The organism is Pseudoduganella sp. GW821-FHT12E03 (assembly GCF_058807115.1).
This window is the reverse complement of record NZ_JBXAQJ010000008.1, coordinates 289,179-314,959: the sequence shown is the minus strand read 5'-3', so window position 1 is coordinate 314,959 and position 25,781 is coordinate 289,179. Positions and strand designations below refer to the sequence as shown.

31 protein-coding genes are annotated in these 25,781 nt (G+C 60.4%); 8 read left to right on the top strand and 23 right to left on the bottom strand.

The window, feature by feature from the left end; all coding sequences use genetic code 11:
• Positions 1-163 precede the first annotated feature (163 nt).
• The 5 genes from AC1RRC_RS21600 to AC1RRC_RS21580 form a co-directional block, all read right to left on the bottom strand.
• On the bottom strand, positions 164-589 hold the full coding sequence (locus tag AC1RRC_RS21600; RefSeq protein ID WP_493057583.1) for a hypothetical protein: 426 nt from the start codon (positions 587-589) through the stop codon (positions 164-166).
• 335 nt (positions 590-924) lie between these two features.
• Complete coding sequence (locus tag AC1RRC_RS21595) at positions 925-3,213, bottom strand: RHS repeat-associated core domain-containing protein (protein ID WP_493057582.1); 2,289 nt, start codon at positions 3,211-3,213, stop codon at positions 925-927.
• Complete coding sequence (locus AC1RRC_RS21590) at positions 3,210-5,486, bottom strand: DUF6531 domain-containing protein (RefSeq protein WP_493057581.1); 2,277 nt, start codon at positions 5,484-5,486, stop codon at positions 3,210-3,212. The genes AC1RRC_RS21595 and AC1RRC_RS21590 overlap by 4 nt, the downstream gene beginning before the upstream one ends.
• Positions 5,487-5,737: 251 nt before the next feature.
• Positions 5,738-6,163, bottom strand: coding sequence for a PPC domain-containing DNA-binding protein (locus AC1RRC_RS21585; RefSeq protein WP_493057580.1), 426 nt, complete (start codon positions 6,161-6,163; stop codon positions 5,738-5,740).
• A 2-nt stretch (positions 6,164-6,165) separates the two neighbouring features.
• Positions 6,166-6,546, bottom strand: coding sequence for a glutaredoxin (locus tag AC1RRC_RS21580; RefSeq protein WP_493057579.1), 381 nt, complete (start codon positions 6,544-6,546; stop codon positions 6,166-6,168).
• 151 nt (positions 6,547-6,697) lie between these two features.
• On the opposite strand from AC1RRC_RS21580, the gene AC1RRC_RS21575 reads away from it, so the two are divergent.
• A complete protein-coding gene (locus tag AC1RRC_RS21575) occupies positions 6,698-6,874 on the top strand; it encodes a hypothetical protein (RefSeq protein WP_493057578.1) in 177 nt (58 codons plus the stop codon).
• A gap of 16 nt (positions 6,875-6,890) precedes the next feature.
• Here the strand turns inward: AC1RRC_RS21575 and AC1RRC_RS21570 are convergent, their stop codons facing one another.
• The 3 genes from AC1RRC_RS21570 to AC1RRC_RS21560 all read right to left on the bottom strand — a co-directional run bounded on the left by AC1RRC_RS21570 (position 6,891) and on the right by AC1RRC_RS21560 (position 11,054).
• Positions 6,891-9,071 (bottom strand): putative bifunctional diguanylate cyclase/phosphodiesterase, encoded by a 2,181-nt coding sequence (locus tag AC1RRC_RS21570; RefSeq protein WP_493057577.1) that lies wholly within the window; start codon positions 9,069-9,071, stop codon positions 6,891-6,893.
• A complete protein-coding gene (locus AC1RRC_RS21565) occupies positions 9,064-10,029 on the bottom strand; it encodes an EAL and HDOD domain-containing protein (RefSeq protein WP_493057576.1) in 966 nt (321 codons plus the stop codon). Before AC1RRC_RS21565 ends, AC1RRC_RS21570 begins: the two co-directional genes overlap by 8 nt.
• A gap of 86 nt (positions 10,030-10,115) precedes the next feature.
• On the bottom strand, positions 10,116-11,054 hold the full coding sequence (locus tag AC1RRC_RS21560) for a LysR substrate-binding domain-containing protein (RefSeq protein ID WP_493057575.1): 939 nt from the start codon (positions 11,052-11,054) through the stop codon (positions 10,116-10,118).
• Between the two features lie 161 nt (positions 11,055-11,215).
• Between AC1RRC_RS21560 and AC1RRC_RS21555 the strand changes: the two genes are divergently transcribed.
• From AC1RRC_RS21555 to AC1RRC_RS21530, 6 genes are all read left to right on the top strand, one after another.
• On the top strand, positions 11,216-11,917 hold the full coding sequence (locus AC1RRC_RS21555) for a pirin family protein (protein ID WP_493057574.1): 702 nt from the start codon (positions 11,216-11,218) through the stop codon (positions 11,915-11,917).
• A 121-nt stretch (positions 11,918-12,038) separates the two neighbouring features.
• Positions 12,039-12,689, top strand: a complete 651-nt coding sequence (gene ribA / locus AC1RRC_RS21550; protein ID WP_493057573.1) for a GTP cyclohydrolase II — start codon at positions 12,039-12,041, stop codon at positions 12,687-12,689.
• 151 nt (positions 12,690-12,840) lie between these two features.
• The gene (locus AC1RRC_RS21545; RefSeq protein ID WP_493057692.1) at positions 12,841-14,190 is read left to right on the top strand and encodes a S1 family peptidase; all 1,350 of its coding nucleotides are present in this window, start codon (positions 12,841-12,843) and stop codon (positions 14,188-14,190) included.
• Positions 14,187-15,164 (top strand): FHA domain-containing protein, encoded by a 978-nt coding sequence (locus tag AC1RRC_RS21540; RefSeq protein WP_493057572.1) that lies wholly within the window; start codon positions 14,187-14,189, stop codon positions 15,162-15,164. Before AC1RRC_RS21545 ends, AC1RRC_RS21540 begins: the two co-directional genes overlap by 4 nt.
• A gap of 50 nt (positions 15,165-15,214) precedes the next feature.
• Positions 15,215-15,622 (top strand): DUF6861 domain-containing protein, encoded by a 408-nt coding sequence (locus AC1RRC_RS21535; protein WP_493057571.1) that lies wholly within the window; start codon positions 15,215-15,217, stop codon positions 15,620-15,622.
• A gap of 9 nt (positions 15,623-15,631) precedes the next feature.
• Complete coding sequence (locus tag AC1RRC_RS21530; RefSeq protein ID WP_493057570.1) at positions 15,632-16,243, top strand: GAD-like domain-containing protein; 612 nt, start codon at positions 15,632-15,634, stop codon at positions 16,241-16,243.
• Between the two features lie 52 nt (positions 16,244-16,295).
• Here the strand turns inward: AC1RRC_RS21530 and AC1RRC_RS21525 are convergent, their stop codons facing one another.
• From AC1RRC_RS21525 to AC1RRC_RS21485, 9 genes are all read right to left on the bottom strand, one after another.
• Positions 16,296-17,027, bottom strand: a complete 732-nt coding sequence (locus AC1RRC_RS21525; RefSeq protein WP_493057569.1) for a DUF4386 domain-containing protein — start codon at positions 17,025-17,027, stop codon at positions 16,296-16,298.
• 1 nt (position 17,028) lies between these two features.
• Positions 17,029-17,460: a hypothetical protein gene (locus tag AC1RRC_RS21520; RefSeq protein WP_493057568.1), complete on the bottom strand. Its 432-nt coding sequence runs from the start codon at positions 17,458-17,460 to the stop codon at positions 17,029-17,031.
• Positions 17,461-17,489: 29 nt separating this feature from the next.
• Complete coding sequence (locus AC1RRC_RS21515; protein WP_493057567.1) at positions 17,490-17,747, bottom strand: hypothetical protein; 258 nt, start codon at positions 17,745-17,747, stop codon at positions 17,490-17,492.
• 8 nt (positions 17,748-17,755) lie between these two features.
• Complete coding sequence (locus AC1RRC_RS21510) at positions 17,756-18,088, bottom strand: ArsR/SmtB family transcription factor (protein WP_493057566.1); 333 nt, start codon at positions 18,086-18,088, stop codon at positions 17,756-17,758.
• A 118-nt stretch (positions 18,089-18,206) separates the two neighbouring features.
• The gene (locus AC1RRC_RS21505; protein WP_493057565.1) at positions 18,207-18,536 is read right to left on the bottom strand and encodes a cupin domain-containing protein; all 330 of its coding nucleotides are present in this window, start codon (positions 18,534-18,536) and stop codon (positions 18,207-18,209) included.
• Positions 18,537-19,073, bottom strand: coding sequence for a cysteine hydrolase family protein (locus tag AC1RRC_RS21500; RefSeq protein ID WP_493057564.1), 537 nt, complete (start codon positions 19,071-19,073; stop codon positions 18,537-18,539).
• A gap of 173 nt (positions 19,074-19,246) precedes the next feature.
• Complete coding sequence (locus AC1RRC_RS21495) at positions 19,247-19,654, bottom strand: VOC family protein (protein WP_493057563.1); 408 nt, start codon at positions 19,652-19,654, stop codon at positions 19,247-19,249.
• 28 nt (positions 19,655-19,682) lie between these two features.
• Entirely contained in the window at positions 19,683-19,988 is a 306-nt protein-coding gene (locus AC1RRC_RS21490; RefSeq protein WP_493057562.1) for a hypothetical protein, read from the bottom strand.
• The gene (locus AC1RRC_RS21485; RefSeq protein ID WP_493057561.1) at positions 19,975-20,457 is read right to left on the bottom strand and encodes a MarR family winged helix-turn-helix transcriptional regulator; all 483 of its coding nucleotides are present in this window, start codon (positions 20,455-20,457) and stop codon (positions 19,975-19,977) included. Before AC1RRC_RS21485 ends, AC1RRC_RS21490 begins: the two co-directional genes overlap by 14 nt.
• Positions 20,458-20,538: 81 nt before the next feature.
• Between AC1RRC_RS21485 and AC1RRC_RS21480 the strand changes: the two genes are divergently transcribed.
• Positions 20,539-21,060, top strand: coding sequence for a PaaI family thioesterase (locus tag AC1RRC_RS21480; RefSeq protein ID WP_493057560.1), 522 nt, complete (start codon positions 20,539-20,541; stop codon positions 21,058-21,060).
• 309 nt (positions 21,061-21,369) lie between these two features.
• On the opposite strand, the gene ispF is transcribed toward AC1RRC_RS21480, so the two are convergent.
• From ispF to nuoN, 6 genes are read right to left on the bottom strand one after another with little or no spacing between them, the layout of a single operon-like run.
• The gene (ispF, locus tag AC1RRC_RS21475) at positions 21,370-21,867 is read right to left on the bottom strand and encodes a 2-C-methyl-D-erythritol 2,4-cyclodiphosphate synthase (RefSeq protein WP_493057559.1); all 498 of its coding nucleotides are present in this window, start codon (positions 21,865-21,867) and stop codon (positions 21,370-21,372) included.
• Positions 21,864-22,583 carry a 2-C-methyl-D-erythritol 4-phosphate cytidylyltransferase gene (ispD, locus tag AC1RRC_RS21470; RefSeq protein WP_493057558.1) on the bottom strand — a complete coding sequence of 240 codons (720 nt, stop codon included), beginning with the start codon at positions 22,581-22,583 and terminating at the stop codon, positions 21,864-21,866. Before ispD ends, ispF begins: the two co-directional genes overlap by 4 nt.
• 23 nt (positions 22,584-22,606) lie before the next feature.
• Complete coding sequence (locus AC1RRC_RS21465; RefSeq protein WP_493057557.1) at positions 22,607-23,374, bottom strand: hypothetical protein; 768 nt, start codon at positions 23,372-23,374, stop codon at positions 22,607-22,609.
• Positions 23,332-23,889: an NUDIX domain-containing protein gene (locus tag AC1RRC_RS21460; RefSeq protein ID WP_493057556.1), complete on the bottom strand. Its 558-nt coding sequence runs from the start codon at positions 23,887-23,889 to the stop codon at positions 23,332-23,334. The genes AC1RRC_RS21465 and AC1RRC_RS21460 overlap by 43 nt, the downstream gene beginning before the upstream one ends.
• Before the next feature lie 40 nt (positions 23,890-23,929).
• Positions 23,930-24,262: a DUF2818 family protein gene (locus AC1RRC_RS21455; RefSeq protein WP_493057555.1), complete on the bottom strand. Its 333-nt coding sequence runs from the start codon at positions 24,260-24,262 to the stop codon at positions 23,930-23,932.
• On the bottom strand, positions 24,262-25,767 hold the full coding sequence (gene nuoN, locus AC1RRC_RS21450) for an NADH-quinone oxidoreductase subunit NuoN (protein WP_493057554.1): 1,506 nt from the start codon (positions 25,765-25,767) through the stop codon (positions 24,262-24,264). The genes AC1RRC_RS21455 and nuoN overlap by 1 nt, the downstream gene beginning before the upstream one ends.
• Positions 25,768-25,781 lie beyond the last annotated feature (14 nt).

Genomic DNA, 25,781 nt, shown 5'->3' with positions numbered 1-25,781 from the left:
TTTCGTCACGCCGGATGACGATTCGGGCAATCCCAAGTTGCAATGAAGATTACAAGCCATGGATGCTCCTCCACCAGGAATTCCGGCAATTGTACGTTACACAACCCGCTTACCAAATGAGCAAAGAAAAGACGCTCCCCCTCATTGGCAGAATATTAAATTCTCAATCCTCCAAGTAAAAAGCCACACCTAAATCAATCTGATGAAACAGAAGAATTTCCATTGCTTTGGTTTCCAACAATGGCCCACCGCCTGTCCCGCTGCCTGACCAGAAGACCGATACCCAGCAAGCATACTCCGGACCCAACACTTTGGAAATCGGCGTGCCATTTTCAAAATTTTCGAATATCGATTGTAGATGGTTGTGAATATCATCATTTTCAACCATTCCATCCGATGTCAATTTCCATTGATAACGTGCAATTTGCACCCTCCCCAAATTTAGCTTCGCTCTAACTCTATCTCTGCGATTTTTTATTGCCGGCGATTCGCAATCAACAAAAACAATATTGCCGCACTTGTTAGATGCGAGGAAATTAGCGGGCAAGGTTGACTGTGTATGCGAATGGATATGAAGAGTACAAAACATTAAATATTCTCCTAATCTTGACCACCCCATCCACCTCGGAAACGAGGTGGATGGTTCCCTCTGTTTGTGTCAGGAGATCGCGTCAAGAACCCGAATGCCCGCAAAACTTCTTAAACTCACATCAAGCAGTGTAAAGACGACAACCAACCCAAGTACGGCTACGCCAATCCGTGAGAACTTCCCCTGTCGGACAATTCGGATCAACATGAAGACGGCAATTAGATCGCAAGCGACAACTCCCAGAAATACAAATCCATATTCAGGAGCGCTGATAAAGTTCGCAACGAACGCAAATCCAACAACGAAGATGCTAACAATCCACATACTGATGCCTCTCATCGGGATGTACTCGTACCGGTTGTGCTACTAGTTCCTGTCGTTGAACGTGAACTTGATGGGCTCACATCGATATGAGGAGATGCAATCCGTGGCGGCGGTGCGCTTTGAATCCCGGGTGCATTGTTGTATTGGCGTTGGCTCCAGCTACGGCATATGTCGTCGTAGCCATATGTGCCCTTTTGACCAAGATTGCGCTCCATAGCCGCCTTGAACGCTGCATCCTGTGCTGAAGATGTTTTCTTGTACGCCTCAATCGGACCACCAAGATCGACATCGCGATATACCTGCCCTTCAAGTCCGCGCCCATTCATCCCAAAGCTGTACGAACTATAGTTTCCGTTGGGATTTCCAACGTTCACGCTTTGATGGAAGCTAGGCTCGTTTTTCGACGGGCCTTCGATCCAAATATCCAAGCCTTTGGGATCAACGTACCTTATGGGATTCGCATAGACGTAGGCATAGGTATTGAGGCCTGCCTGCAGGCCAATCGGATCGCTCTGCACATACCGCCCTGCCTGCGGATCATAATCCCGATAGTAGTTGTAGTGAAGATTCGTCTCCTTGTCATACAACTGCCCGGGGAAGCGCACGTTGTACGTAAAAACCGCTCCCCCAGCGTTTTCAACCGGCTGCGCCATGCCAAACGGATCAGCCTCGATCCAAGTCCAGACCACGCTGTTGGTACTTGCATCCGTCACCACCCGCGGCGTGTTGATGTGATCGGAATAAATGTAACCCACCGACGTCGTCACCACCGCCGGTGTACCACTGACGGCCTGCTTCAACACAGCAACCGGCAAGTCCTCCAGGAACACCGTTTCCTGCAACACCGCCCCACTGGCATCGTACTCGCCAAGCAGACGGCCCTGCTCGTCATACACGTAGCCAGTGGCCCCGGTCGGAGTCGTCGACCCGGTCTTGCTGGTACGTTGGCCGATGCCGTTATACAGATAGCTGGTGGTCACCCCGGCGTTCGTGCTGGTCTTCATCCGGCCGCGTTCACCGTAGGTGTAGATGACCGTGCCATCGCCGGTGATGTTGCCGGCCGCATCGAACGTGTTGCTTTTGGCTGGCACCGGTCCGCTGGTGCTGGCCAAGCGATTGCTGGTGGAAGCGATGGTGTTGCTGTAGGTGCTGGCGCCGATTTTGAGCTGGGTGCGATTCCCGGTGGCGTCATAGGCATAGCTTTGCGTACCGGTGTTGCCGGTGTAAGTCAGCAACCGGCCCAAGCCATCGTAGGTGAAGGCCTGGTTGTAGTTGGCCGCGTTGCCGGCCCCCGTATGGGTCAGCGCCGTGATCCTGCTGGCCGCATCGTAGGCGACCGTTCGCATCACGGTCCCCAACGGGTAAGTGACCAACCGCCCATCCAGGTCAAACGTCCGCGCATACAGGTTGGGCGCGGCCTCCGTGCTGTTACCCCATGCCCAGCTTTGCACGCCGCCGAACGGCGCATACGTAATCTGATCCAGCAACACGATGGACGTCGCCACATCCGTGCCGCCATTCGCATCGGACGGGTGCAATGTGAGCTTGTTGACTCTTCCATTCGCATCGTAGCCATAGTCGACACGGTTGCCGCTTGGATACGTCAGGCTGGCAAGCCGGTCATGGCTGTCATAGGCATAGCTGACCGTGCGGTAGACCGTCCCTTGCGCATGCGTGACGGTTTGCACTTTGCTCAGCAGCCGCCCCGCCTGGTCATACGCGTAGGCGGTCTGGCCGGATTCGTCCGTCATTTTCGTCAGGCGGCCAATCGCATTGGGCGCGCCGGATGGTCCGCCGTCATATTCCAGGATAGTCGGGGTGCCGCCGCCGTAACTGATGCTGGTGACCCGGTGCAGCGCGTCGTAGGTATAAGTGGTCACCTTGCCGCGCGCATCGGTACTGGTCAGCACGTTGCCGGCGAGGTCAAAAGTGCGTGCCGTGCTCCCGGTATCGGGACTGGCCAGCCCGGGCTGGTTACCCAGGCCATCGTTGGTGTAGGTCGTCGTCAGGTTGCGCGGGTCGGCCACCGTGCTCAACTGATCGATGCCGTCGTAAGTCAGGTTGGTGGTGGGCCGGGCCACGCCGGCCGCCGGCACCGGCTGGATCTGCTGCTTCAACCGTCCCAACGGGTCATAGCTGAGATTGGTGACATTCCCCAGCGGATCGGTACGCTGGGTCAGGTTCCCCATCGGGTCATACAGGTAATTGCTGGTCGTGTTCTGTCCAGTCTGCGCCCAGGCGCTGCCGACCACGGCAACCATCAGTGCGCCGGCGAAAGCGCGTGCCATATGGCGCTTCATTGCACACCTCCGGTCTGCTGTTTCAGTTGGCCCAGCGTGTCGAAGACGCGCGTGGTCTGGCGGGCCAGGGTTCCGGCCGGATCCTTGACTTGCTCGGTCAGGCGGTTGCCCATGGCGTCAAGGGTGTAGGCAATACTGTTGCCGAGGTTGTCCGAGATACCGGTCAGCCGCAGCGCCGCGTCATAGCTGTACGTGATCGTGGCGCCGTTCGGCAACACGGCTTGCGTCAGGCAATTGGCGCCATCGTAGGTATAGCTGGTGACGTCGCCGCCCACGCTGTGCGAGGCGATCTGCCCGCGCAAGGTGTACGTCAGCGTCGTCACCTTGCCGTTCGGGTCGGTGATGGCGCCCACCCTGCCATCGGCGTCATAGCCGGTGAAGGTGGTTTGATGGCCCAGCGCATTGGTGACGCTGGCCAGGTTGCCGCTGGTGTCATAGCCATAGGTGGTCAGGTCGTTGACGTCGGTGCGCGGACCTTTCGCCGTCAACAACTGGCCGTAGCTGTTATAGGTGTATTGCCAAACACGGGGACTGCCCACTGGCGCCGCCGTCAAGCCCTGCGTGCCGTTGGCATCGCCGGTGGCCTGCACGGAACGACTCAGCAACAGGCCATTCGTGTCGTAGCTGAACGTCGTGATGCGGCGCGGCTCGGCGATCCGCGCCGGCAGGCGCAAGGCCGGGTGCCATTCGGTCGTGATCGTGCGCGCGGCCGCCGTTCCGCTGCCCTCGACGCGGCTGGCCTCCAGGTTGCGCGCCAGGTGATAGCTGTAGGTGGTCACGCTACCGTTGTAGTGCGTGCGCGTGGCGAAATTGCCATTCGTATCGTAGGTAATAAAGCTATAAACCAAGCCGCCGGCGCCGTTTGGCTTGCTTTCGGATGTCTGCAGTTCCATGCCGTTGAGCGTCGTATAGCCTGGACTCACCGTGGCGCCCAGCGCATTGGTGTGCGACCTGGGAGAATAACTGATGGTGACTTTATCCGCGCCGCCCGCGTGCTCGGTCGACACCGGCAAGCCGCTGGTGTTGTAGCGGAAAATCGCATAGCGGGAAATGACGCCGGGGCTCGTTTCGAAGGACAAGCCCGTCAGCAGGCCGTCGTTGCCCGTGCCGGTTTTCAACTGATACGCGGGCTCATTGTAGTGGTAGATTTTCTTCAAGCCATCCGGATAAGTGACGCTGGCCAGATTGCCTGATGCATCGTAGGCGTACAGGTGGACTTTTTCCGACGGCGTCGTCATGGTGACGATGCGATTTTTATCGTCATAGCTCAGGCGCAACGACCGGCCAAAGTCGTCGTTCACGCTAATCAGCAGATTGGGGGCGCTGGCAATCGTGGGGGGTGTGGCGCCATCGCTGTAGGCAAAGGACAACGATCTGCCGTTCGCATATTTAATGCCGGTTAATTGACCGGTTTCGCCATACAACTCAACATCATTGGCGGCGGTCGTCAACTTCCACGCAATCACTTTTCCCTGCTCGTTGCGAGTGGCCTCCAGTTTCATATTGACGTCCGCATCGGAGGACCAATTCACGCCTTGATCGCTCGACTGGAAATGCTGCGAATATCCGTCAGCACGCATCACCTTGGCAAAAGGTGTTGCTGGCGTTGGTGGCTCGACAGGCAGGTAAGCATAATCGCCACTCGACTGCTGCTTGTATTCACCAACATAGAAGGGCGTCGTCCCCAGGTTGGTGACAATGCGCAGCGAATAGTTGTGACGCCACCCCGGCGCCATGCCTTCGATGGCCTGAGTTTGCCAGAGGCTGCTGTACAGGCGGGTAAATTGCAGGTCCAGGCTGGAGGCATAGTCGTGTTCCGCCTGCAACTTTTCTTTTTTCAACAAATTGATAGGGTTGCCCAGTTTTGGCGAAGGACACTGCTGGCAAGGTTTTTCTTTCACTACACCGGGAATGATGCATTGGGTCTGTCCATTGACTACGCCCATCATCCCCACCGCGCAATCCAGCGTCCAGCTAAAACCCGCCCAGCGATTAACGGCGACCGTGCCGTCTGGCTGGTTCAGCCCGCAATAAATGGTCACATCAGGTCCACTGGCGTTGGCTTTGGGCGTAAAGTCCAAGTGATGAACGAACCACGATCCTATACAACCTTTGGTGGCCAACAGGTTGGCATCCGGATAAATGGATGGGCCAAAGCGGTAGCCGCCAATAGGCGGCCGGTATGTCGTCGCGGCGTCCGCCACCAGCGACTGCAGTAGAAAAATGAGCAGTGCGAAGATGGACAGGTATGGCCTGACGTGGGCACTCAGCATGGGGACTCCGGGATTAGCAATATTCCCACATGGAAACTAAAAATACTGTACCCGGTAGGACAAGCGCGGATTCTCACCAATTGTCGCGAAGCCGCATTTTTTCAGAAAAAAATGCGCAAGGACTTAAAGTATGAATAACGGAAGTACCTGCGGTTGTATGCCTGGCGCAACAGAGATGCCAACGGCCAGTAGGCGCCACCCACGGCCGCAAACCTTGAAAGTTCTAAAGGCGGGGACGGGAGTCGAACCCGTCAAGACGGTGTTGCAGGCCCTGTTGCCGGACGCACACTAAGCTCGGCATAGCCGGTGCGCGGATCGTGTTCGCGGCTGAACACATGGCCCGGCAGCAGCATCAGCAGGATTTCCGCCGTGGTGCGCACCGTGCAGCCGGCCGCCACGTGGCCGCCAAACACCCTGCCCTGCGCATCGGACACCGCCATGTGCAAATGCGCGCCATCGGGCGCGACCGAACCCGCCAGGGTGAGGATTTCCAGGTCGCCAGCCAATGCCGTGGGCTGCGGCACGCCGGCGTAGCGCAATTGCGCGCCGGCCAGGCTGCCGATCCCTTGCAGGACAAACGCCGCCTGGGCGCCCGCGTCGGCCACGGCCCGTTCGATGGCTCCGCGCAAATCCTCGCCGGGCGCCAGGCGCACCGGCAATGGCTGCGGCGGCGCCATGCTTACGCGCCGATCTTCGGCGCCACCAGCGCCGTGAATTCACCGCTATCGATCAGCCGCTGCAAATCCTGCGCCCCGCCAATCAGGGTGCCATTGATGAACACCATCGGCAAGGTCGGCCAGCCGGTCCACATTTTCAGCGCCGAGCGGCGGCGCCACTGGCTCAGGTAACTGCCATATTCCAGGTAAGCGTACGGCGCGCCCTGCCGGTCCAGCATGCCGCGCGCCTTGCGCGGGAACGGGTTCATGGCCATGCCCACCACCACGACTTTATTGGCGGCGATGGCCGCCTGCACTTCCTGCACGATATCGGCGTGGTTGCCGCTGATTTTCGCGCGGATGGCGGGATGGATGCGGGATTCTTCGAGGACAGGTCGACTCATGTGGGTGCTTTCCGATACTTAATTAGGAAGATGATGGCATTTTTGAGACAATATTTCCACAATGCCACGTTAAAATCGTGTCATGTCACTAAAGGCCGGTAATGTGACAACTTCGGACGTCCCGACCAAACCGCCGCGGAAGGAAACACCCATGAAAACTACGCTCGCCCTGCTTGCGTTTGCAAGCTTCGCCCTGACGGGCTGCGCCACCCAGCCGGAAACTGCCCAAGCCCAGGCGCAGACCCTCGATACGCCAAGCAAGATGGTGAAGGCGGAATATGATGCACCAATCACGGCCAGCCGCCTGCCGGACAGCAAGGTGCAATAAGCGCCAGTGACGACTGTCAGCGGGAATTGAAAGCCAGCCGCTTTCCTTCCCGCAGCATTTGGGCAAAGTCATCCGCCGGCACCGGCGGACTGAACAAATAGCCCTGCAACTGGTCGCAACCCAGCTCCCTCAGGAAACTCATCTGCTCCGCGGTTTCCACCCCTTCCGCCACGATTTCCTGCCGCAATTGCTGCGCCATCGTGACAATCGCCCGCGCAATCGCGCAATCGTTTTCTTCGTACGGCAAGCCGATGACGAAGGAACGGTCGATTTTTAAGGTGCTGATCGGGAATTTCTTCAGGTACGCAAGGCTGGAATAACCGGTGCCGAAATCGTCCAGCGCCAGCGCCAGGCCCATGGCCACCAGTTCATTCATGATGCTGATGACGTTGTCGGCGCCGCCCACCAGCAAGCTTTCCGTAATTTCCAGCATCAACTGCTCGGGCAGCACGCCATGGCGCTGCATCACGTCGGCCATGCGCTCGGGCAGGCGCGCATCGAACTGGCGCGCCGACAGGTTGACGGCGATCGGCGTCATGATCAGGTTATCGTCTTGCCACGCGCGCACCTGGCGGCAGGCTTCTTCCAGCACCCAGTTGCCCAGCTCGAGAATCAGGCCGGTTTCTTCCGCGATCGGGATGAACACGCCGGGCGACACCATGCCGCGCACCGGATGTTTCCAGCGCAGCAGCGCTTCCGCGCCGACAATGCGGCCGCTGCGCAAGCTGACCTTGGGCTGGTAATACAGCTGCAATTCCTGGTTCCCCAGCGCGTGGCGCAATTCGCTTTCGATCCGCAAATGCTCCTTGGCGCGCTGGTTCATTTCCTCGCTGTAGAACAGGAATTCCGCTTCGGCATGCACCGCTTTCGACGTCGCCACGTCCGCATGGCGGATCAGGTCCGAGGTGTCGGTGCCGTCTTCCGGATAGACGGCAATCCCGGTATGCACGCGCACCTGCAAGGTGTGCTGCGCCAGTTCGATCGGCGCGGCGACCGATTGAGCCAGCTTTTGCGCCACGATGGCCGCGTGTTCGCGTTTTTCGATGTGCAGCAGCGCAATCGCGAAGCGGTTGCCGTCCAGCCGCGCCAGCACGTCCGCTTCGCGCAGGACGCCGCGGAATTGCTTGCCGACCGCTTGCAGCAATTCATTGCCGACGTCATGCCCGAGGGTGTCGCTGATGGCGCCCAGGCGGCCGATTTCCACCACCAGCAGCGCGCCGTGCTCATGGCTGCGGCGCGCCTCCGTCAGCGCCTGCCCCATCAGCTGGGACAGCAGGCACTGGTTCGGCAAGCCGGTCAGGGTGTCATAGTTGGCCATGCGCTGCATGCGCGCTTCGGCATCCTTGTGCACGCTGATGTCGGAAAATAGGGAAAACGTGTGGCTGATGTTGCCTGCGTCATCGCGCACGGCGCTGATGGTCACGGATTGGGGGAACAGTTCGCCATTCTTGCGCCGCCCGACAATCTCGCCGCGCCATGGCCCGGCCCCCGTCATGGCGGCGCGCACCTTGGCGCGGAAATCCGCGTCGTGCACCCCGGAGCGCAGCAAGTCCGGCGTGCGGCCCAGCGATTCGCCCGGCGTATAGCCGGTGATGCGGGTAAAGGCGCTGTTGATCGAGACGATACGCTCGCTGGAATCCGTGATCAGCACACCCTGGTCGCTGTCTTCAATGATGCGGGCATGCAGGCTGACCTTGTCCACTTCCGACAGCGGTTCATGCACCTGTGTCATCGCGGCGTGCATGCCGACCGGCTCGCCGCCTTCATCCTTGAGCAGCTGCATGGCCAGCTTGACCCAGATCACCTCGCCGGTCTTGCGGCGGCGGCGCACTTCCGCCGTCACCGTGTTGTTGGGATTGTCCCCTTCGGCCATGAACAGGTCGGCGATGTGGTCATCTTCATCGTCGTCCGCATGCAGGAACAGGATGTTTTGTCCCAGCACATCCGTGGCCGCGTAGCCAAACAGCGTTTCCGCCGCGGCATTCCAGGAGGTCAGGTACCCGGCCAGGTCCAAGGTCACGATGGCTTCGGGCGAAGCGGGCGGCGCTTTCGCCACTGCGGTGGCAAGCCCGGACTGGGCTTGCACCTGGGCCAGCGCCGCATCGAGTTCGGCAAGCGTGGCCGCCAGGGCATCGCCCTGTTGCGTTCGGGCGGCGAGGCTTAGTGCCAGGCAGCGCTCGATCGCCTTGTCAACCATGGGCCGATCCCTTTTCTGTCGCCACCCCCAGCATCCAGCTGTGCGATTCGCCGATGATGCGGTTGAAATCCTCGGGCGCCAAGGGCAGTGCCGGCAACTGCGCCGCCAGCGCCGCGAAATCACGCCGTTCGGCCGCTTCGACCAGCGCCAGCAAGGCGCCCAGTTCTCCCTCCTTGTCCAGCAGCGCGTGCTCCACCGCATCGCTGACGGTCAATGGCGCCAGCACTTCCGGCAGCGGCATGCCGAACAGTACCCCCAGCAGCGAAAACATGCCAACCATGAACGCCTGTTCCTGTTGCGGCTTGCCCATGCCGGTTTCGCGCGCCAGCATTTCCAGCGCGTGCGCCCGCACCGCCACGCGCGCCAGCAGCATCGGCGAACGCACGTCGCCTTCGCGTGCCGAGAACAGCATCAGGTTCAGCCAGCGGCGCAATTGCTGGCGGCCCAGGATCAGGATCGCCTGGGCAAAGCTGCCGACTTTGCGGCCCGAACCCATCGACAGCGAATTCACGACTTTCAGCAAGTGGTACGACAGGGTGGGATCGCGGCGCAGCAGCGCTTCGATTTCATGGGTATCGGCATCGTTCGACACCGATTGCACCAGCTGCAGCGCCAGCGCGCGCGAGGCGGCTTGCGCACCAACCGCCTTGGCGGGCGGCGCCAGCGGCCAGTCGCCCGCCAGCCAGGCGGCATTCGGCGCCAGCGCGTTCTTGTCGAACGCGCCATCGAGACGCTGCAATTGCTCCGCCGGCAGCACTTTCCAGCCTGCATCCAGCCACGCCTGTGGATCGTCCAGGCCATCGGGAATAAAGCAGGGGAATTCGCCGGCCAGGGTGGTCAGGTCATCATCCGGCTGCGCCGATGGCGCAGCGGCGGCCAGCAACAAGCCGGCCAGCTTGCCGTTACGGTCGGCAAGGTGTTCAAGGGATACAGGTGGGGTGGTGCCGAATGCAGTCATGGTGCCAGGTGGTGCGGTTATAGTTTCATTATGGTACTCCGAAAACTGTTGGCGATGGTCAACTACCCTGCAGTGTGCCGTGGTGTTTACACATGTGACTTGCTACCCGTACCAGGCAGGTAACGGCAGAGTTGTTCAAATACATGAGGCTGGCGCATGCGCTGGCTCCACCATTCCAGCGCGGCGCCCTGCTCCCCGGCCCGCCACGCCACATAAAAGCGCTCATCCGGCTTCGGCTCTTCCACCTGCTTTTCCACCAGCAGCCCGGCGGCAATGGCCAGCCGCGCGCTGGGTTCCGGCAAAAATCCGAAACCCAGCCCCGCCACCTGGTAATCGTATTTGCTGTGCAAGGTCGGCACCGTCAAGGTGTCCTGCCCCAGCACCAGCCCCACAGTGCGCGGGGCAATCCGGCGCGCCGTATCGGCCACGGCAATGGCGCGGTGGTGCTGCAAGGCGCCGCGCCCCAGTTTGCCCTGGACATCGGCCAACGGGTGACCGGGCGCCACGGCAAACACAAAGCGCACGGCGCCGATCGCGTGCGACACATAACCGCCGCCGGGCGGGCCGTCGCCGGGCGCCCCCACCAGCAGATCCACCCGGCGGTCCAATAACGCTTCCCACGTCCCCGACAACGCTTCCTGCACGATGCGCAGCCGGGTCTGCCGCGCCACCGCGTAAAAGGCGGCCACATCCGGTTCCAGCGCCAGCGGCGAAAACATGGAATCGATGCCAACCGCCAGTTCCGTCTCCCAGCCGGACGCCACGCGCCGCACCCGGTCTTCCAGGTCTTGCGCGGCTTTCAGCAGGTAGCGCCCCTCTTTCAGCAATTCGTGCCCGGCGCGGGTCAACTCCACCCGGGGACCGTTGCGCTCGAACACTTGCACACCCAGGTCTTCTTCCAGTTTGGCCACCGTGTAGGAAATCGTCGAGGGCACGCGGTGCAATTCCTTGCCGGCGGCGGAAAATGAGCCGCGGCGGTCGATCGCATCGACTATTTGCAAGGCATCCAGGCTTAATCTGAGCATTCGATTTTTTCGATAATGAGACGGGAAATTTTCCGTTTTTTGAAACAAACGGGTCAGCCTATACTGTGATCTATCGAAGCGGCGAATGCAAGAAAGTATGCAAGAAACCACGTTCGAATTTATCGCACAACCCATCGAACAACCTGACCAGGGAGCCAAAAATGCTGCAAGTACGTAAAAGTGAAGACCGGGGCCACGCCAACCACGGCTGGCTCAATTCGCACCACACCTTTTCATTTGGCCACTACCACGATCCCCTGCACATGGGCTTTGGCCCGCTGCTGGTGATCAATGAAGACCGCGTGGCGGCGGGCCAGGGCTTCGGCGCCCACGGCCACCGCGACATGGAAATCATTTCCTACGTGCTGGACGGCGCGCTGGCGCACCAGGACAGCATGGGCAACGGTTCGGTGCTGCACTATGGCGATGTGCAGCGCATGACGGCCGGCACCGGCGTGCGGCACAGCGAGTTCAACCACTCGAAAACCGAGGGCGTGCATTTCCTGCAAATCTGGATCCAGCCTTCGCAGACCGGCATTGAACCCGGGTATGAAGAAAAACACTTCAATCCGGAGAGCAAACAGGGACAATTGCGTTTGATCGCCTCCAGCGATGGCCGCGACGGTTCCGTGCTGATCCACCAGGATGCGGCGATCTACGCCACCATTCTGAATGGCGGCGACCGGGTTGAACATGCCGTGGGCGAAGGCCGGGCCGCCTATGTGCACCTGATCCGGGGCGCCGCCACCGTCAATGGCGTGGCATTGACAGCGGGCGACGCGCTGAAAGTCATTGCGGAAGACAGCGTGGTGGTCGACGGCGCGGAAGCGGCGGAATTGCTGGTGTTCGACTTGCCATATTGAAAAAGTGAATATGCTACCTAATATAGGCCGCATAGACATTCCGCAAATTTTGCTATGATGCAGGCATGCGTTTCCTCAACGGGACGCATGCCTGACTATTTGAAGCATTTGAAAGAACGCCATGCAGCCCGCCGCAGAACCAGCCGTCAAAGAAGAACTCGATTACGTCACCTCGTGCCTGTTGCCGACCCCTTGGGCGCAATTCACGCTGCACGCGTTTGTCGAGCATGCGACGGGCAAGGAACATCTGGCCATGGTCCTGGGCGACATCACCGACGGCCAGCCGGTGCTGGCGCGCGTGCATTCCGAGTGCCTGACGGGCGACGTGCTGTATTCGCAGCGCTGCGATTGCGGCGCGCAGCTGGAAGGCGCCTTGAAACGCGTGGCCGAGGAAGGCCGTGGCGTGGTGCTGTATTTGCGCCAGGAAGGCCGTGGCATTGGCCTGATCAACAAGATGCGCGCCTACCGCCTGCAGGAAGCGGGCTTCGATACCGTGCAGGCCAATGAACAACTGGGCTTCAAGGCGGACCAGCGCAATTACGCGCTGGTGGAACCGATGCTCAAGCAATTCAATATCAGCAGCCTGCGCCTGATGACCAACAACCCGCGCAAGATCGCGGCCATGGAAGCGCTGGGCGTCACCGTCGCCGAGCGCGTGCCGCTGCTGGTCAACCGCAACAAGTTCAACCAGCACTACCTGAACACCAAAGCCGCCAAGCTGGGCCACATGATGACCCCGCCGCCAGCCGCCGCCGAAGACGGCGAACTGTAATCCCTCCTGCCGCCGCCTGCCCTGCATGAGATCACACCACCGATTGGTACCAATGATGATGTTCACGGGCAGCGCAGGCGCTGCCGCCACCGCCGCCACTACCGCCAAACGACGTCCGCCGCTATTGCGCGGGCTGGCCGCCGCCTTGCTGATGGCATGCGGCAGCGCCACGGCACTGGGCGCGCCGGCCAACGCGGCGGGGCCCGCCACGGCCCCGCCGCCGCCCGACCAGCAACGCGCCCAGGCCGCCGCCGCTGACGCCGCCGCCCTGCCGCAGCCATCGAGTTCCGCGCAAAAGCTGTATTCCAGCGCCAAGGCCGACTTGCTGCAAGTGCGCTCGCTGCTGAAAAGCGGCCGTACGCAATCGTCGGTCGGTTCCGGTTTTTTGATTGGCAACAGCAACCTGGTGGTAACCAATTACCACGTGGTGTCGGAATTCGCCCTGGAGCCGGACACCTACGCCGGCGAATGGGTCGATACCGGCGGCCAGCGCGGCAACGTGGAATTGATGGCGGTCGATGTGCTGCACGACCTGGCCGTGGTGCGCGTCAACCGCAACGGCACCGGCGTGTTCAACATGCCGGAACAGCTGGCGCGCCTGTCGCAGGGCCAGTACCTGTACTCGCTGGGCAATCCGCTCGACCTCGGTTTTGCGATTTCCGAAGGCGCCTACAACGGCGTGATCGCGCGCAGCTTTTATGACCAGCTGATGTTCACGGGGCCGATCAATTCCGGCATGAGCGGTGGTCCCAGCGTGACGGTCAATGGCGACATCGCCGGGGTCAATGTCTCGAAGCGCCTCGATGGCGAGCTGGTGAGTTTTTTGGTGCCGGCCCGCTACGCACAGGAATTGCTGAAAACCGTGACGCCGAAAAGCGCGCCGCCCAAGAATTTCACCGATGTCGTGGCGCAGCAATTGCTGGCGCACCAGAAATCCATGGTGGACCAGTTGCTGGCCACGCCGCTGACCATGAAAGCCATGGGCCCCTATAAAGTGCCGGTGCGCGAATCGGAACAGATGCGCTGCTGGGGCCGCTCGAATGTGAAAGCGGATAAACCGTTTACGGTCGATATCACCAACTGCGCCATGGAGTCGGCCATCTTTGTGTCCGGCACCTTGCAAACCGGCGCGATCGGCATCCGTCACCAGTTCATGCGCAGCACCGGCCTCGACCCCGTGCGCTTCGCGCAACTGTCGAGCGCCTCGTTCAAGAACGAAGGCTTTGGCAGCCACAAGGACAGCCGCCTGACCGGCCCGCAATGCACCGAGCAATTCGTCAAGGCGCAAAGCCCGAACAGCGTGCCGCTGCGCGCCGTGCTGTGCGTGCGCGCCTACCGCAAATTCCAGGGCCTTTATGATTTCGCGCTGCTGACCGCCAGCACCGATGAAGGATTGATGAACTTACAGAGCCGCCTCGATGCACGCGGCGTCTCGTATGAAAATGGCATGCGTACCGCGCGCGCTTTCCTGGAAGCGCTGTCGCGCGGGACGGCTCCATGACGGCGCCCTACTACGTTGAAGTCTTGTCGCGCAACGGCGATGTGTTAACGCGCCAGCGCTTTGAACAGTTGCCGGTCCATATCGGCCGTGGTTATCACAACGAATTCATCCTCGACGATGCGCATACGGCGGAGCGCCATGCGGTGATCGAGCTCGATGCCGACGGTCACATCGTGATGCGCGACCTGGGCAGCCAGAATGGCGTGGTTCATCTGGGCAAAAAACAGGCGCAGGTGCCGCTGTCCGGCACCACCGTGGTACGGCTCGGGCATACCCGGCTGCGCGTGCGCAATGCGGAGTTCCCGGTGCCACCGGAAATCGCCGACACCACCATGCACGCATGGGAAGGCGGCGTGCCCGCGCTGGCGGGGCTGGCGCTGATCGCCTTGTTTACCGGCGTGGACGTGGCGCTGTCGGACGCGGAATCGTTCAATGCGATCCGTTACCTGCTGGTGATCGCCTCCGGCCTCGGCGCCGGCATGGTGTGGTGCGGCGTCTGGGCGCTGGCCAACCGCCTGTTCGGGGGCCACGCGCGCTTTGGCCGCCACCTGTTCATCCTGGGCAGCGGCCTGATTGCGATCGGCGCCTGGAAAACCGTCAGCAGCGTGCTGGCCTATGCGTGGTCGGCGGAAATCTTTACCCGCTATGGCAACCTGGTGACGTTGGGACTCGGTTGCGGCATGGTGTTCTTCCACTTGATGACCATCCTGCCGCGCCATCCGCGCCGCCTGGCCGTGATGTCCGGCATGCTGATGGCGGCCGGTTCCGGGCTGCTGTTGATGAACAATTACCAGAGCACGGGACGGCTGTCGAACGAGCTGTATATGTCGGTGCTGCTGCCGCCGGTGGTGCGGCATAGCGCGGACCATTCGGTGGATGACTTCATGGCCCAAGCGGCCAAGCTGAAGCAGCAGGCGGACGCGGCCAAGGCTAAGACGGTCAAGGCGGAGCTTGATGATGAGGATGGGGATTAATAGGCCTTCGCTGTCCCGCGCACAATTGAAGCCCCGCACCCGGATTCGGCTTGCACGACCTGGCCAGCCAGGTGCCGAGAGTCGAACGCGTGCGGCGGGCCATTGCCGACTCGGGAGAAATCGCCCGCCACCTGATCGCCAGCCGCTTAAGCGGCATCTCCCTTGATGCCATCTGGCCTATCCTGATTGCCACCTGCGAAGACATCGCACTCTACTATGGCGGTTCGGTGGTGGCTGGCGCGGCGGTCGGCGCTGCTGGCGGAGCCTTTTTCGGCGGCGTCGGCGCGATACCGGGCGCCGCGGCCGGCGCCACTGCGGGCGCACAGGTCGGCAGCTGGGTCATGGCGGCACTGGGACTGAAATCGCTGCTCGGCACGCTGGATCAAGCAGCAACCAATGTGCCGACAGCCCTGCGCGCCAGTGCAAAAATGAACGCCAAATTAGAACGTTGCAAGTAAGGAGTAGTTATGGATGAGGACTTTGAGTATTTTTTGGAGAAATTGGGGCCGGCCATACACAAACGTCATGTCCCCTCATCATCCTTGGAACATTACCGTGGAAAGCTCCCAGACCAACTGCTGCAATATTGGGAGGAATACGGCTGGTGCGGCTACGCTGACGGCTTGTTCTGGACTGTCAATCCGCAAGAATATGAGCCGGTATTGGAGGCGTGGATAGGCGATACACCTTTCATGGAAAAAGATGCATATCACATCATTGCGCGCAGCGCCTTTGGTGAACTGTATTTCTGGGGAGAGCGCACTGGCGATTCTTTGAAGGTATTCGCGCCCGGCGCATACTGCTTTCCCCGTGAATCTATTTTTGCAGCAGACGAGTTGGAGTTTGGAATGCGCTGTTTCTTCGGCAAGCGGAAGCGCTCAGAGAATGACTTCGAAGATATGTTTGCTCCAGCACTGAAGAAGCTTGGGCCACTGGCGCACGATGAAATGTACGGCTTCGTCCCCGCTCTGGCGCTAGGAAGCCCTTCGGACCTGAAGCACTTGCAAAAGGTCAAGGCTGTCGAGCATTTGGTCATTCTCGCTCAGCTCGCACCACTGGAGGTCATGACGCAACCTTGACAGCATGGCGCGGACGGGGATTATCGTAGATGTTCAGACTCGACCGGGCAAATTAATACTTGTGCCGCCCCGCCAGCAGCCACAAGGCAAACGCCGTCTCCCCGACCAGCGGCGGCAGCATAATGAACGGGAACAGCTTGTCCGCCACGGCAGGCGCCAACAGCAGCGCAAAGCTATTGAGCAGGTAACTGGCGCCGGCCAGCCCCATCAGGATGCCCAGGAACTTTGGCACATAGCCGGACTTGACGATCAGCCAGCCGCGCGCCACGCACGCGACGCCAAAGAAAATCAAGCCGATGCCGAAACCATAACCGTGGACTTTAATGGCGAGGTAAGCCAGCGCCTGCAACTGCTCCGGCGGGAAGGCTTTCAAATAAGCCCCGTCACCCAGCAGGAACAACGGCAGCAGCAAGTTCAGTTTATTTAGTGCCAGCACGGCGGTCTGCACCAGGTTGATCAGCGTGGCAAACAGCGCCATGCCCGCATGAACAGGCCGCAGCAGCAGGTACAGCACGACAATGACCGGCAAGTCCAGCACGTGCATCAGCAGGTCGCCGGCAATACCGGCACGCCATAAGCCCTCGGACGCCATGATATTGCGGGCCGTGGCGGCCGCATCGCCGGACACCACCAGCGCGCCGCGTATCGCCATTTCATCAACGCCACCGAGCACGATCAGCGCCAGGTACAGCAGGCCGGCCAGCCGGATCTGCCACACCGGCGGCAAATGCGCCGCCAGGGAAGCCGCCGGCGCGGCAGCCGGCATCGTGTCCGATACCGCCATCTCAGCGCGCCGCCGCGTGCGCCACTGGCGTGCCCCAGCGCTCGCCCTGCTGCTTCACATAGCGGCGGTACACGTGCCCCCATGGAACAGCGATATAGACCAGCACGACAAACGCGCAATCAAACACGGTGGAACTGATGGCCGCGTCGATCTGCCCATGGGCCCACCATTGCGGCAACGGCACGAACGCCAGCCAGATGGTTTTCCACGCGGCTTCCCACAGCAGAACCGGCAGCAGTTGCAGCGGATAGCGCAAGCCCAGCACGCACAGCAGCGAGAAGGCGCCCAGCATGGATTTGATCACGCCTTCGTTGCGGCTCCAGGATCCGGCGTTCAATAAAATGTCGGGCCAGATCTGGCCACCCAGCGCAACGGCCACCAGCAAATACATGGCGCGCAGCATATACAAACGGTACAGCGGTACTTCGTTCATGGCCAGTTCCTCCCGGTGGTGACGTTGGACTACTCGACTTCCTTCAATATTTTTTCCAGCGATGCCATGCGCGCCTGGAGATCGGCCAGCGCCGCGTTGGCCACCGCCAGTGCCTGCGCGGTGTCCGCTTGCGCCGCCACAGCCCTGGCGGCGATGTCGCGGTACGCTTCGTCCTGCGCCAGCCGCACTTTTGCCTGCATCACGGCGGACAGGTACTTCCAAAAGAAAATCACGACGGCGGCGGCGGCCGGGAAAAAGAACGCCGCGAAATAGGCATTTTCAGACATGGCAATCTCTACGATTCAGGGTTGGTGGACAGGGTGGTCGCCGCGTTGGCGATGGCCTCCGGGGTCAGCGGCACATGAAACGGGGTCACGTCAAAATAATTGAGCGCCTTGCCGTCGGCGGACAATTCCAGCTTGCTGCTGACCAATCCGGCCGCTTCCAGTTTTTGCAGGTGCAGGTGCAGCAGCGGCCGGCTGATGCCGATTTCCCGCGCCAACTGGCTCACGTAATTGCGCCCGCCGCCCTGCAATGCCGCAATGATGCGCAGCCGGTGCGGATTGGCCAGCGCGTTCAGCACCGCCAGCAACTGGTCGCCGTCATCAGGGTTTAATTTTTCATTCACGTGTAAACAATACCTGACATGTGAAAGCGACGCAACTGTCAGAGTTGACAGTTGCAACCGGAGGGATCAGGCGTAGAAGGGAGACAGGCCGGGAGGGAGCACTCCTTCCCGGCTGTTTTTATTGCACTGGCGCCGGATGCAAATGCACGGCCAGCCACATGGCCCCGTCCGACACCGTCAAGACGGTATGCGGGGTGCGCGCCGGCAGGAACAGGTAATCGCCGTCATGGAGCGCAACGGCTTCGCCCGCCACGTCGAGCGTGGCGCTGCCTTTCAGCAGCACCACCCATTCATCCTGTTCCTGCACATATTCCCGGGAAGCGATTTTTGACGTGCTGACGATGCGCTCGATGACGAGTCCCTGGTGGGACAGCAGCACATCGAAGCGCTCGCCCTGTTCCGGCGGCGTGGCGTCCGTGTGCAGGTTGCCGAAGGCTGGCGCCGGCATTCAGGAAAACTCGACCTGGGAAGCCGGCACGGCTTTGGTGCAGGCGCCGAAGCTGGTCAGGTTCGACAAGGTCGCATTGTGATGGGCGGCAATTTGCTGCGCCGTCAGCACTTCATTGTCCAGGGTCGAGTGCCCGTCCGCCACCAGTTGCACCGGATAACCGAGCGCCATCGCGCGCCGCGTGGTCGTGTCGACGCAAAAATCGCTTTGCAGGCCGCAAATCACCAGGTCCGTGACGCCGCGCTGCTGCAGTTGCGCGTGTAATTCCGTGTTGTGGAAGGAATCGGAGGCCTGCTTGCGCACGCGCAGGTCGCTGGCGGCGGTATTCAAGCCCTCCGCCAGTTGCCAACCTTCACTCTCCGCCTGCAGCGGTCCGCCCGGTTCATCATGCTGGATCAGGAACACGGGAGCACCGGCCTCGCGCGCCTTGGCGCTGACGGAATTGATGTTGCCAAGAATGCGGGGACTGTCCCAGGCGGCGTATTCGCCGTGCGACAGGGCTTGCTGGACGTCGATGATGAGCAGGGCTGATTTCATGAAGTTCCGATCGTTTTAGTTGCAAAGCCAATCAGGCCGGCGGCACGCCGGGCCAGGTTTTTAGTATGCGATAGTACGAAAACGTACAACTTATTAGCGGGTAGCAGTCCTTAGCCAACCCGCGCTTTAGCGAGACATCCCCTTCGATGCGCTCCGTTGCAGGCTTGCGGCTATCACTGCCACGCCGGCCCCTTGAGCTCGACCGTGTTGCCCTCGGGGTCGTTCACATAAATCGACGGCCCCTCGCCTTCCGCGCCATAGCGCGATTCTGCCGGTCCCGCCTCGACGCCGTGCGACGCCAGCCAGGCCAGGATACCGGCTTCGTCAAATCCGTCGACACGGAAACAAAAGTGATCGACATTGCGCCCTTCCTTGCCCGGCGCCGCGCCGCCCATCTTGCCCAGCTTGCCATCGACCGGCACCAGGTCCACCAGTGACGCGCCCGCGCGCAACTGGATCAGGCCGATTGCTTCCTGGCGTTTTTCAATCGAGCACCCCAGCACTTGCGTATAAAAGGTGATCATTTTGTCCAGGTCAACGACTCGCAACACAATATGGTCGATCTCGCGCAGTTTGATCATGGCACCTCCGACAAAGTTGTTGTTTCAACTATATGCGGCCACGTTTGAATTCGGCAAGGAATTTCCTTGTTTGTTCCGGGGTCAATACCTTGACCGGGTCGCCATGGTAGACGTACAGGTAAGGCGTACCGCCTTGCCTGTCTGTCAACTTGGCGGATACCAGGAAAAACGTCCCCAGCGGGTGTGCTTCAAGGTCCGTCATGACCTTGGGACAATACGCGATCAGCGCCGGCGAATACGCCTGCCCCGGCACGGGACAGATCCGCACTTCGTTGTCCCGGATGCAAGATTCCACCGCCACGTCGCGGTACGCATAAATATCACGCGCCATCATTTTCCTCTTCGTCGTTACTGCCCCGCTCGAGCCAATCAAGCTTGCTTTGCGCCGTCGCCAGGTCCCCATGCAAGGCCTGCAACGCCTCCGCTCCCAGCATGGAAGCCATTTCATCCTGCGCCGCCTGCCATGCCTGGCGCGCATGGCGGACTTTAGTGCGCCCGGCCTCCGTAATGGTGACAATCCGCTGGCGCGGATCGCTGCCCGGCGCCACGGTCAACCAGCCGGCTTCCGTCAGCGGCTTCAGGTTACGGGTCAGGGTGGTGCGCTCGGCGCCCAATAATGCCGCCAGTTGCATCATTGGCAATGCCTGCACGCTGACGTGCACCAGCACGGAAAATTGCGTGGTCTTCAAACCGGCTGCGGACAAGTGGCGGTCATACAAGCGCGAGACGGTACGCGTGAGTTTGCGCAACTGGAAAAAAGTACAAGCCTTGGGGATGGCCAGCAAGGCGGGATCAAGCATCATAGGTGTAGCTACACATAGCTGTCAGAAAACCATTATAGTGTATGCACACAGATTCCCCCACCACTTCACGGAAAGATGACCATGGAAACAACAATGTCAGATGCATGGCTGGCCGAAGAAACAAATATCCGCGCCCAGGTTGCGCCATTTGGCGTCGCCAGCCGCGAGTATCTGCGCGAACACAGCGGTAATGAATTTTTGAATGGCATTAATAACGGAAAAACCCCGCCGCCACCGATCGCGGAATTAATGGGATTTGTGCTGATCAGTGCGGATAATGGCGTGGTGGTTTTCCAGGGCACACCGGGACCGCAGCATTACAACCCCAGCGGCATGGTGCATGGCGGTTATGCTGCTACCATGCTCGATAGCGCAGTGGGCTGTGCCGTGCATTCCATGCTGCCTGCCGGCAAAGGATTTACCACATTGGAATTGAAGGTCAACTATATGCGTGGCATGAGCGATAAAACCGGGCCGGTGCGGGCGGAAGGGAAAGTCATTACCTTGGGCGGACAGGTGGCGGTGGCGGAGGGGCGGATTATCGATGCGAATGGGAAGATTTATGCGCATGCGACGACGACGTGCCTGATATTCCCGATTTAAATTCCAGTCCATTCTTTTAATCGAGCCGTCGTGCGTTTTATGTGGGGCGGTTTCCGCGTTGGCGGAGGCCGCCATGCCATTCCCCGTCGAATCATTGGCGTTATTCGCCGCCGCTTGCCTGCACGTATTGGCGGCTTGGCGCCGCCGCGCCAAACCGCCCTACGGATTTGGCGCCAACTTTGCCAGTTTATGCCAAATCTTGGCTTGATCGCGCTAGTTTATGGCATTAAAGTCCAGCATACGACCAGTTCAGGCGCAAAAAAGCCGGGCGACATCGCTGCCGCCCGGCTTTCAATCGTCCTTCAAATCTTAGGAATCGCGCCGTATCAGCAATGCCACCGCTTCCGCATTAATCCCCTCTTCCCGTCCCAGATAACCCATGCGTTCATTGGTCTTGGCTTTGACATTCACCTGGCCAACAGTAACCCCCAGGTCTTCCGCGATATTGGCGGCCATCACAGGAATATGCGGCGCCATTTTTGGGCGCTGCGCGATAATCGTGCAATCGATATTGCCGATATCGTAGCCGGTCGCTTTCACGCGTTTGGCGGCTTCCCGCAATAACACACGTGAATCCGCGCCTTTAAATGCCAGATCCGTATCCGGAAAATGTTTACCAATATCCCCCAGCGCGGCCGCGCCGAGTATTGCATCGGTAATCGCATGCAATAAAGCATCCGCATCGGAATGCCCCAATAAACCTTTGACATGTGGAATATCCACACCGCCGAGTATTAATTTACGGCCTTCGACCAATTGGTGGCAATCATAGCCCTGGCCGATACGAAATGGTAATAAAGCACTCATGGTGATTCCTGTTCTGGTTGGGCCATATACATTTCCGCAATGCGGATATCGGTTGGCAGCGTGACTTTTAAATTACGGGGATGGCCTTCAATCAGCCGCGGCGAATAACCCAGCATTTCCACCGCGCTGGCGTCATCGGTAATCGCGTGGGGATCGGGCGCTTCGCTCAAAGCGCGCAGCAGCAAGCTGTAGCTAAACATCTGCGGCGTTTGCGCCAGCCACAAACCATCGCGCGGGACCGTCGCCAGCGCGCCGCCGCGCGTGCTTTTGACGGTATCGACCACCGGCAGGGCCAACAATCCGCCCCCTTCCGCGTCGCCCGCCCCCTCAATCAATTTGCGGATCAGGCCAGGGGTCAGGCCGGGCCGGGCCGCGTCATGCACCAGCACCAGGTCGCCATCGGCCACCGTTTCGCGCACCGCGCGCAAGCCATTGAGGATGGAATCCATGCGCGTCGGCCCGCCACAGCGCAGTACCGAAACCCCGGACTCGCGCGGCGAAATCACGCTGTCGATATAGCCGTCGCCCTCGCTGACCACAATATAGGTGTGGGAAATCAGCGTGCTGGCCAGGAATGCATCGGCGGTATGGCGCAGCATGGGCTTGCCGGCAATGGCCAAATATTGCTTCGGACTGCCTGCCGCCATGCGCGCACCGACACCGGCGGCGGGAATCAGCGCAATGCAGCGCCGTGAATTGTGTAATTGTTCTGTCATGTTTTTACGGGTACCGCCGGGTCTCAGCGCTGGCGGCGTCCCTGTTTGAGGATGCGTTGGATTTCGCCGTCGCAGGCGTTGCTGATGCGCTGGTATTCTTCAGGCGCATCGATCGCGACTTGCGCCAGCTCCGCTTTCGCGACTTCGTTGCGGATAAACGGGATCCAGGAAGCGGACACTTCATGGTTCAGCGCCGAGACGGCGGTGCCTTGCGGCGCATAAAACGGTTTACCGGCAAAGCGTTTGGCCAGTGCTTCGCGCACGGTCTGGTCAACCTTGGGCAAGTGATCCAGGTAAGCCTGCATATGGCGGAATTCATGGGCCAGGATTTCCTTGTAGGCGCAGGTGCCCGGGGCAAATTCGCTGCCGACGTAAATCACAAAGGGTTTAAAGCTGATGCTGAACGACAGTTGCGGCGCGATGCATTCATAGCCGCTCAGCGCATCGGGCAAGATGCGCAACTTGACCGGGTTCAGCTGGATCCACGATTCCGCCTTGGTCAGGCCCAGCACAAACTCGTGGCCCGCGCCACGGCCGCCCATGGCGGTCAGCGCCTTGTACGACAATTGCGTATTGACGGAATAGCCATTTTGCTGCGCCGTCAATATCGAAATGGTTTTATCCAGCGTGTCTTCGCAACGGGCCTGGAAGGCGGTGCGCGCGGGCGCCGCCATGGCATGGCCCGGCAGGGCCAGCGCCACCAGGACAGCCAGGCATTGCAAAAGACGCGCCAAGGTCGGCATGACGATCAGCCCGGCTGCCAGGTCCCAGCCTGGATTTTTTCCAGCCAAAACGCGCCAATGATGGTTTTCACATCGGTAATGGCGCCGGTGCGCACGGCGTCCAGCATCGCGGCCAGCGGCATGGAAATGGTTTCAATGAATTCGCCGTCATCGAGCCGGCTCTCCCCCGCCACCAGGCCGCGCGCCAGGTAGATGTCGAGGAATTCATCGGAGTACGCGATGGCGTTATGGATGGTGCAAACGAAATCCCATTGCGACGCCGTGTAGCCGGTTTCTTCCACCAGTTCGCGCTGGGCGCATTCCAGGTGGTCTTCGCCGGCTTCGAGCTTGCCGGCAGGCAGTTCGATAAACACGCGGTCGTTGGGATAGCGGAACTGGCGTTCCAGCAGCACGTCGCCGTTATCGAGCACAGGCAAGATCACGACAGCACCGGGATGTTTGATGTATTCGCGGCTGACTTCCTTGCCATCTGGCAAGCGAATCATGTCGCGGTGGACTTTCAGGAAGCTGCCGTCGTAGGCAACGCCGCCACTGACGCGGGTTTCTTTCAAGTGCGCATCCATGCGCCCTCCTCGGCTGAGTTCGAAACCCGCAGTGTACAGCTTAGTGACGGTGTTTGTGCAGGTAGCGCACCGTGAAGCCCGGGAAGGCCAGCACGAGGAAGAAACAGGCGGTGATGGCGTAAAACTCCCACGTTTGCGGGAACACGCCGCCGATGCGGTTTTCCAGTGCGACGGCGACGCCGCCCACCAGAACGTACAGCACCACCATTTCACCGAGGCGGGCCAGCAGCGGCTTGTGCCACGGCTGGTCCGCCCCCGCCGTGGAAGCGCCTTTCAGCGCAAACACGGCGAATACCTTGTCATTAAAGAAAGGCAGGTTGGCGCCCGCAATGGCGAGCAGGATCACCAGCCAGCTGGAGGCACCGATGTCCATCACGAAGCCAGGGTCTTGGTCATCGCGTCCAGGCACGCCTTCAGCAGCGGGCCAGGGATGATACCGAAGCCAACCACGGCCACCGCATTCAGGCCCAGCACCAGTTTGGTGTCGGCGAACACGGAGATCGGCGCGGTATCGGTCGGCTCGTCAAACCACATGACTTTCACGACGCGCAGGTAGTAGAACGCACCGATCAGCGAGAACATCACGGCCAGCACGGTCAGCCACGTCGCGCCGGTGCTCAGTACGGCTTGCAGCACGGAGAACTTGGCGGCGAAGCCCACCATCGGCGGCACGCCGGCCAGCGAGAACATCAGCAGCGACATGATCAGTGCATAACCAGGCGAACGCTTGGACAGGCCCTTGAAGTCATCCAGCTCTTCCGCTTCGAAGCCTTTACGCGACAGCACCATGATCAGGCCGAAGGTACCCAGGGTGGTGAACACATACACCACCGAGTAGTACAGCGCCGAGCTGTAGGCGGCAGCGGCGTTGGACTTATCCACGCCGACCACGCCAGCCATCAGGCCCAGCAGCACGAAGCCCATTTGCGCGATGGTCGAGTACGCCAGCATACGCTTCAGGTTGGTTTGCGCGATCGCCGTCAGGTTACCCACGGCCAGCGACATCACCGCCAGGATCATCAGCATTTGCTGCCAGTCTTTCGCCAGCGGCAACATGCCTTCCACCAGCAGGCGGACGCAGATCGCGAACGTGGCCAGTTTCGGGGCCGCGCCCAGCAGCAAGGTGACCGGGGTAGGCGAACCTTGATAGACGTCCGGCACCCACATGTGGAATGGCACCGCGCCCAGTTTGAACGCCAGGCCAGCCACCACGAACACCAGGCCAAACACCAGGATGGTCGGCTTGATGGTGCCGCTGGCGGCTTTCAGGGCCACTTCCGTCACGTCCAGCGAACCGGTCGCACCGTACAGCATCGAGATGCCATACAGCAGGAAGCCGGAAGCCAGTGCACCCAGGATGAAATATTTCATCGCGGCTTCGGTCGAGATCGCGTGATCGCGGCGCAGCGCCACCAGGGCGTACAGCGACAGCGACATCAGTTCCAGGCCCAGGTAAATGGACAGGAAGTTGTTGCCGGAGATCATGACCATCTGGCCCAGCAGTGCGAACAGCGCCAGGACGTAGAACTCGCCGCCCAGGGTGTCGCCCAGCATGCCGCGCTGGTGCGCGTACTGGCGCGAGTAGATCAGGGTGACCGCCACGGCGCCATACGACGCCAGTTTCAGCAGGTTGCCCATCGGATCGGACACGAACATGTTGCTGAACGTGTAGACCGTGGCGCCGGTGTTGTAGTCCGCCAGGCTGAAGAAGGCGCAGACGCCCAGGGTCAGCAGCGACAGGACGTAAGTGATCGAACGCTTGCTTTCAGACAAGAACATATCGATCAGCAAGATCGCCGATGCGGCGACCAGCAGGAAGACTTCAGCGTACAGCGGCGCCAGATTGGCCGCTTGCTGGGTCGTATCAGGTGTCATCATTACAAAAATCCCTG

Bases quoted from the DNA above. Each gene is read 5' to 3' on its own strand.
- AC1RRC_RS21515 (WP_493057567.1), bottom strand. From the start codon at position 17,747: ATGTCTGAAAATGCCTATTTCGCGGCGTTCTTTTTCCCGGCCGCCGCC.
- ispD (WP_493057558.1), bottom strand. From the start codon at position 22,583: ATGACAGAACAATTACACAATTCACGGCGCTGCATTGCGCTGATTCCC.
- AC1RRC_RS21575 (WP_493057578.1), top strand. From the start codon at position 6,698: ATGAAAACTACGCTCGCCCTGCTTGCGTTTGCAAGCTTCGCCCTGACG.
- AC1RRC_RS21565 (WP_493057576.1), bottom strand. From the start codon at position 10,029: ATGACTGCATTCGGCACCACCCCACCTGTATCCCTTGAACACCTTGCC.
- AC1RRC_RS21600 (WP_493057583.1), bottom strand. From the start codon at position 589: ATGTTTTGTACTCTTCATATCCATTCGCATACACAGTCAACCTTGCCC.
- AC1RRC_RS21580 (WP_493057579.1), bottom strand. From the start codon at position 6,546: ATGAGTCGACCTGTCCTCGAAGAATCCCGCATCCATCCCGCCATCCGC.
- ribA (WP_493057573.1), top strand. From the start codon at position 12,039: ATGCAGCCCGCCGCAGAACCAGCCGTCAAAGAAGAACTCGATTACGTC.
- AC1RRC_RS21585 (WP_493057580.1), bottom strand. From the start codon at position 6,163: ATGGCGCCGCCGCAGCCATTGCCGGTGCGCCTGGCGCCCGGCGAGGAT.
- AC1RRC_RS21540 (WP_493057572.1), top strand. From the start codon at position 14,187: ATGACGGCGCCCTACTACGTTGAAGTCTTGTCGCGCAACGGCGATGTG.
- AC1RRC_RS21560 (WP_493057575.1), bottom strand. From the start codon at position 11,054: ATGCTCAGATTAAGCCTGGATGCCTTGCAAATAGTCGATGCGATCGAC.
- AC1RRC_RS21500 (WP_493057564.1), bottom strand. From the start codon at position 19,073: ATGAAATCAGCCCTGCTCATCATCGACGTCCAGCAAGCCCTGTCGCAC.
- AC1RRC_RS21460 (WP_493057556.1), bottom strand. From the start codon at position 23,889: ATGGATGCGCACTTGAAAGAAACCCGCGTCAGTGGCGGCGTTGCCTAC.
- AC1RRC_RS21555 (WP_493057574.1), top strand. From the start codon at position 11,216: ATGCTGCAAGTACGTAAAAGTGAAGACCGGGGCCACGCCAACCACGGC.
- AC1RRC_RS21495 (WP_493057563.1), bottom strand. From the start codon at position 19,654: ATGATCAAACTGCGCGAGATCGACCATATTGTGTTGCGAGTCGTTGAC.
- AC1RRC_RS21520 (WP_493057568.1), bottom strand. From the start codon at position 17,460: ATGAACGAAGTACCGCTGTACCGTTTGTATATGCTGCGCGCCATGTAT.
- AC1RRC_RS21525 (WP_493057569.1), bottom strand. From the start codon at position 17,027: ATGGCGGTATCGGACACGATGCCGGCTGCCGCGCCGGCGGCTTCCCTG.
- nuoN (WP_493057554.1), bottom strand. From the start codon at position 25,767: ATGATGACACCTGATACGACCCAGCAAGCGGCCAATCTGGCGCCGCTG.
- AC1RRC_RS21530 (WP_493057570.1), top strand. From the start codon at position 15,632: ATGGATGAGGACTTTGAGTATTTTTTGGAGAAATTGGGGCCGGCCATA.
- AC1RRC_RS21485 (WP_493057561.1), bottom strand. From the start codon at position 20,457: ATGATGCTTGATCCCGCCTTGCTGGCCATCCCCAAGGCTTGTACTTTT.
- AC1RRC_RS21545 (WP_493057692.1), top strand. From the start codon at position 12,841: ATGGCATGCGGCAGCGCCACGGCACTGGGCGCGCCGGCCAACGCGGCG.
- AC1RRC_RS21595 (WP_493057582.1), bottom strand. From the start codon at position 3,213: ATGAAGCGCCATATGGCACGCGCTTTCGCCGGCGCACTGATGGTTGCC.
- AC1RRC_RS21490 (WP_493057562.1), bottom strand. From the start codon at position 19,988: ATGATGGCGCGTGATATTTATGCGTACCGCGACGTGGCGGTGGAATCT.
- AC1RRC_RS21590 (WP_493057581.1), bottom strand. From the start codon at position 5,486: ATGCTGAGTGCCCACGTCAGGCCATACCTGTCCATCTTCGCACTGCTC.
- AC1RRC_RS21505 (WP_493057565.1), bottom strand. From the start codon at position 18,536: ATGCCGGCGCCAGCCTTCGGCAACCTGCACACGGACGCCACGCCGCCG.
- ispF (WP_493057559.1), bottom strand. From the start codon at position 21,867: ATGAGTGCTTTATTACCATTTCGTATCGGCCAGGGCTATGATTGCCAC.
- AC1RRC_RS21480 (WP_493057560.1), top strand. From the start codon at position 20,539: ATGGAAACAACAATGTCAGATGCATGGCTGGCCGAAGAAACAAATATC.
- AC1RRC_RS21455 (WP_493057555.1), bottom strand. From the start codon at position 24,262: ATGGACATCGGTGCCTCCAGCTGGCTGGTGATCCTGCTCGCCATTGCG.
- AC1RRC_RS21570 (WP_493057577.1), bottom strand. From the start codon at position 9,071: ATGGTTGACAAGGCGATCGAGCGCTGCCTGGCACTAAGCCTCGCCGCC.